Below are 963 nucleotides of genomic sequence, written 5' to 3'. Positions count from 1 at the left end.
GCGGCGCCGCGGTCCCAGGATCGGCGACATACAGCTTCTCGAAGCCGGCATAGGCGTCGGCATGCAGGAAGCCCCGGCAGGAACCAAGCAGCGCCTGAGCGTGCTTGCCCTTGCGATCGGCTGAGTAGCGGTAGAAGGCTGCCGGTGGCGCCGTCGGATCCCAGGGGCGTTCGTCCCGAACCACCACCCACAGGCGGCCGACCTTGGTCTGGCCCAGTCCGGGTGCCAGCACCGGCACCGGCGTGTCGTCGGCGTGCAGGGCCGGACCGGCGCGGACGTAGCGGCCGATCGCCTCGACCAGCGGGTCGAGCAGCGCCGCCGTCTCGCCGATCCAGCTGGCCAGGACCGAGCGGTCGAGCTCGACCCCGGCCCGGGCATAGATCCCGGCCTGCCGGTGCAGCGGCTGATGATCACAGAACTTCGACACCGCGACATGGGCCAGGAGACCCGGTCCCGGCAGCCCGCGCTCGATCGGCAACGACGGCATCGGCGCCTGGATAATGGTCTCGCAGTGCCGACAGCTCAGCTTCGGCCGGATATGCGCCACCCGCTTGAAGAAGGAGGGCACGTATTCCAGCACCTCGCGCTCGTCCTGGCCGAGCTTGGAGAACACCGTGCCGCCACAGGCCGGGCAGATGCAGCCCGGCTCGTGCACCACCTCTTCCCGCGGCAGGTGCTCGGGCAGCGGCCGGCGTGTGCCGCCCCGGGCCCGCTGGCGAGCTGGCTTCGTCCCATCGGAGGCTGGAGCATCGGCCGAGCGCGCCTGGTCCTCGGCCGCATTCTCCTCCAGCTCGCTGATGGCGAGCTCGAGCTGTTCGATGGTCCGGTCGAGCTTCTCAGACGATCGGCCGAACCGGGCCCGGCGCAGCGCCGCCAGCTCCGCCTTCAGCTTCTCGATATACAGCGTCTTGGCGTGAACCTCGACTTGCAGCGCGGCGGCGAAGGCCCGCAGCTCGTCGGGAT

The 963-nt window shown here is 70.4% G+C and carries 1 protein-coding gene; it reads right to left on the bottom strand.

Annotation, left to right across the window (positions count from 1 at the left end; genetic code table 11):
* The coding region (locus FFK22_RS41925) for an IS66 family transposase (RefSeq protein WP_138893713.1) at positions 1–963 on the bottom strand (963 nt) is incomplete at both ends.

The sequence above is a fragment of the Mycobacterium sp. KBS0706 genome (assembly GCF_005938675.2).
In the GTDB taxonomy this organism is placed as follows: domain Bacteria; phylum Pseudomonadota; class Alphaproteobacteria; order DSM-16000; family Inquilinaceae; genus Inquilinus.
Note: the sequence above shows the minus strand (reverse complement) of the source record. Positions and strands in the feature narration are given on the sequence as shown.